The organism is Bifidobacterium sp. MSK.13.1, from assembly GCF_019131435.1.
GTDB classification, from domain to species: domain Bacteria; phylum Actinomycetota; class Actinomycetes; order Actinomycetales; family Bifidobacteriaceae; genus Bifidobacterium; species Bifidobacterium pseudocatenulatum.
Genome location: NZ_JAHOMM010000014.1, coordinates 1 through 4059, shown reverse-complemented (window position 1 = coordinate 4059; position 4059 = coordinate 1). Strand labels below are relative to the sequence as shown.

Below are 4059 nucleotides of genomic sequence, written 5' to 3'. Positions count from 1 at the left end.
AGGGAGCGAACTGGGGACAAAAAGGGAGCGAACTGGGGACAAAAAGGGAGCGAACCGGGGACGTTGCTAAAATGTGTCTCCTTTTTGATCAAGGTGGGGACTCAAATTATTTGTGGACTAGCCGCTGTTCGACTGATTCGGTTTGTCCGGTCATGGAGGTGTCTCTGTGCTGTCCTCTGGTGCTTGATCTGAGGTGATTTTTTTCTTTTTTGGCGCTTGCGCCCTTTTATAGAAACTTTTATATTCTTTTAGACTCCCGGGAAAGCAGTTGGCAGTAGGGGAATCGAGACATTAAAGACGACTTTTTGGGAGATAAAGACGACTTTTTGGGAAGAATAAAGACGACTTTTTGGGAAGAATAAAGACGTCCTGTTTAAATCTTGACGTTTTTATGGTATGATGAAACCATGGCAAACGAGATCGTGAAATATTCGAACCAGTTCAACGCTCAGGCATTACGCCGCTTCACGGCGCTTGACCTGGATCTGCTGATGGCCATCGCGGCAAGGGTGCGCGATAAGGAAATCGATGAGGTCACTTTCACTTTCGAGGAACTCCGCCAGTTGGCTCACGTCAAGAAGAACCTCACCGACAAGGAGCTAGCGGCACGAATCGTTGAGGTCAACGATCGTCTGCTCGCCTGTCGGTTCCGGTTCCAGGATGACAGCAGGACGGTGCAGTTCACGCTGTTTTCCGGCTTCGAAACCGATTGGAAGACCGCGAAACTGCTGGTCGCGGTCAACCCGCGCTTCTCGTTCCTGCTCAACGACCTGACCAGCCAATTCACGCGCTTCGAATTGGCCGAGTTCACGGCCTTGAAGTCCAGCTACGCGAAGGAGACGTATCGCCGTCTGAAGCAGTATCGACAGACCGGCGTGTGGAAGGTGAGCCTTGAGGAGTTCCGTCGCCTGCTGGACGTGCCGAAGTCCTATCGCACCTGCGACCTGAACGAGCGTGTATTGAAGCCAATTCAAGCCGAGCTGGGAGAACTGCTGGGTCTGCGGATCCACAAGAAGTACGCGAAACGCGGTGGCCGTGGCCGCAGCTCGCTGGTCGGCTTCGAGTTCGAGTTCGACCCCGAGAAGGTGCCTGGCGGCGTCTCTGCGCCCCGTGTGGAGCTGTCCCCGGGTGTGGTGGCGGACGCGGCCAGAAAGTCCCTCAGAGACGCCGCCAGGCCCGTGGAGGCGAGGAAGGCGGAGGATGCGGGCCATTGGACGAGCGTCGCCGGGTACGGCGAGGTGTTCACGACCACTGAGCTGTTCGACGTGACGGCCGCGCGTGACCACTTCGACGGCACCGTGGAGGCCGGGGAATGCCGTTTCTGCGCGTTTGACGCTCGCAACCGCGAACATCATGCGCAGAACGCCGGAAAGCTGTTCTAGCGGCCGTGTCCGCGCCTCTGGGGCGGTTGCGCGCTCCATGGGTCGATCTGCCGCTGTTCGGCCTCCCGCTGGCCTGTGAGCCTGTCCGTGCGCTGTCTGATCTCGTTGAGCAGGTCGGCCTTGGTCCTGGGGGCCTGGCGTGATTCGAACGGGCTGGCCTCTCCCCAGTCCTCGGGCTCGCTCAGGTCCAACGGCTCGTCACCGGACGGCTCGGGTCGGTTCATGTCCTGCGTCGGGTCCTCCGCCGCCCGTTCACGCTGTTCGGCCATGCGCAGTGCGAGGGCCTTCACCTGTTCGGGGCTTGGCTTCTCGCCCTCGGCCCGCTCGGCCTGTTCGAGCCGCCTCTCCAGTTCGGCCACGAGCCTGGTCCTCGGCTGCATGTCGTGGTCGTGGATGGCCTTGGTGGCCCTCATGCGGAACCTGTTGGCCTGGTCCCAGTCGGCCGGGATGTCGGTGTCTTCGAGCCATGGCACCGCCCCGCGCAGCTTCTCGGACTGCTCCCCGGCCACCTGTTCGGCGTTCCGCAGCAGCCTGCCGCGCTTGAAGACGTTCGCGTCCCTGGCCTCGCGCGAGGCGGCTCGCGCCACGTCGATGATCTGCTTGGCGGCCTCAAACTCCTCGGTGCCGTGGCTCCTCCACCACTCCTCGCGGTTCCTCACGTCGGCCCTCGCGTCCATGAGTTTTCCACGGATCGCGGCCGTGTGGTCGGCCCTGTCGGCTTCGAGCTGGCGGCGCGCGTCGCCCTCGAAGTAGCGCCAGTTCGGCTCCCTGGCCGGTTCCGGCCTCGCCTGGCGTTGGCGCAGCTGCCTGATCTTGGCGGCGAACAGCTCGCCCAGGCGGTCGAATATCCGGCCGAGTTCGGTGCGGATGGCGGTCAGCAGGCCGTTGCTGCGCCTGATCTCACGGTTGGCCTCGCACCTCTCGCTGACGCCCCCGGCCCGTTCGATGGCCCTGGCCGCGTAGCCCTCGTGGATGGTGGGTTCGAGGTCGCTGCCCTGGTCCTCGAGGCTCCTGTGGTCGATTCTCGCGGTCTCGTCCAGCCGCGCGTTGCAGGTCTTCGCCCAGGATTCGCGCAGGGCCTTGAGCTTGGCCTTCCGGTCGAGCGGGTTCAGGGACACGCTCGTGCGCTTCCACTGCCTGCGGCCCCGCTTGTCGGTCTTCTGCCTGCCGGTCTCGGGGTCGATCAGCGGCACCCGCTCGCCCCGCTCGTCCAGCACGTACTCCATGCGCTGCTTGAGCCGGGCCCAGCCGCCCGTGGCCGGGTCGATCTGCCGGTTGGCGACGAGGATGTGCGCGTGCGGGTTGTTGCCCCGCCCGTCGTCGTGGATGGCGTAGGTGGCCGCGTAGCCGTCCGCGTTCAGGTTCTCGCGGATGTACTCCTCCAGCGCCTGCACGCGCTGCCTGGGGGTGAACTCGCGCGGCAGGGCCACCACGATCTTCTTGGCCGGCCTCGCCGTCCGTCCGGTCTCGTGCAGCTCGACCGCGTTGAACAGCACGGCGGGGTCGGCGAACTCGGCCGGCGCGCCCTCCGGCAGCAGGGTGCCGACGCGCAGCACGCGCTCCTTGCGCCCGTAGTCGTAGGTCTCGCCGCGCCGCTCGTCATGCACCCGCCTGCCGGTGATGTACGAGAGCGTGGCCGTGGCCTTGGAACCGCTCGCGCGGCTCACGTTGGAGACGGACAGATGGTAGATCGCCATCGGCTTCGGCTCCTTTCGTGATCGGCGCGGGCGGCGGGGTGCGGGGCGGCGGCCCTGCGGCAAGGGGTTCCCAGGGGTGCGGCGAGCACCCGCTGGGCCTGCCGGGAGGCTCCCCCGGAAGGGTGGGAATCCAAAGGGCAAGGCCCGTGGCCCCCGGAGGGCGCGCTTACGGAAAATGCAACCTCCGGTTGCATGTAAGTGCGCCCTAATCTTTGATTAGGGATTTCCTTGCTGGTAGAATCATATCACCATACGGATGATGCAGACCATGTAAGGAGCCGTTTCGATGGTGAAGAGCCTGGATGAGCAGATCAAGTCCCTGCAGGATAGGCAGGCCCAGCTCAAGGCCCGCGAGAACGACCTCGTGGCGCGGCGCAGGGAACGCGAACGCAGGGCCCGCACCAAGCGCCTGATCGAGGTCGGCGCGATGGCCGAGTCGGCCGCGGGCTTCGAGGGAGGCGACGAGAGGGCCAAGGAGCGCATAGCCCGCCTCGTGCAGCTCGGCTCGCTGGTGGAAGCCATGTGCTCCACCGACGTGATGGACAACTACACGAGCCGCGAGGACCTCAGGGCCACCGTCGCCAAGGCCCTGGAGCACAACGTCAGAACCAGCGATGGCATGAACTGGAACCTGCACGACCTGGTGTACGAGGCGCTGAGCGAGGAATGGGGCAGAAGGGACGGCGAGATCAGCGACCTCTGGGCGGACGACGGGCCAAGCGGATACCAGCCACCCTCATACGAGCCGGTCAACCCCGAACGCAGGACTCCCCAAACACCCTCCGATGGCCTGATCTGACGTCCAAAAAAAGGCGCCGTGCGCCCTTTTTAAATCTTTTAAAATCTTTTTACATTCTTTTAGGCCCTCCGCAGCCCTTGGAAACATTGGGCTCAGAGGATGTTACTGGGGACAAAAAGGGAGCGAACTGGGGACAAAAAGGGAGCGAACTGGGGACAAAAAGGGAGCGAACTGGGGACAA

The 4059-nt window shown here is 63.5% G+C and carries 3 protein-coding genes; 2 read left to right on the top strand and 1 reads right to left on the bottom strand.

The window, feature by feature from the left end; genetic code table 11:
- Window positions 1–407 precede the first annotated feature (407 nt).
- Window positions 408–1382 (top strand): replication initiation protein, encoded by a 975-nt coding sequence (locus tag KSY55_RS09010; protein WP_217740204.1) that lies wholly within the window; start codon window positions 408–410, stop codon window positions 1380–1382.
- On the opposite strand, the gene KSY55_RS09005 is transcribed toward KSY55_RS09010, so the two are convergent.
- Window positions 1379–3079, bottom strand: coding sequence for a MobA/MobL family protein (locus KSY55_RS09005; RefSeq protein WP_217753812.1), 1701 nt, complete (start codon window positions 3077–3079; stop codon window positions 1379–1381). The two genes, KSY55_RS09010 and KSY55_RS09005, sit on opposite strands and share 4 nt — an antisense overlap.
- A 286-nt stretch (window positions 3080–3365) precedes the next feature.
- Between KSY55_RS09005 and KSY55_RS09000 the strand changes: the two genes are divergently transcribed.
- A complete protein-coding gene (locus KSY55_RS09000; protein WP_217740205.1) occupies window positions 3366–3878 on the top strand; it encodes a hypothetical protein in 513 nt (170 codons plus the stop codon).
- Window positions 3879–4059 lie beyond the last annotated feature (181 nt).

Excerpts from the sequence above, each read along its gene's own strand:
- KSY55_RS09005 (WP_217753812.1), bottom strand. The coding sequence starts at position 3,079 with ATGGCGATCTACCATCTGTCCGTCTCCAACGTGAGCCGCGCGAGCGGT.
- KSY55_RS09010 (WP_217740204.1), top strand. The coding sequence starts at position 408 with ATGGCAAACGAGATCGTGAAATATTCGAACCAGTTCAACGCTCAGGCA.
- KSY55_RS09000 (WP_217740205.1), top strand. The coding sequence starts at position 3,366 with ATGGTGAAGAGCCTGGATGAGCAGATCAAGTCCCTGCAGGATAGGCAG.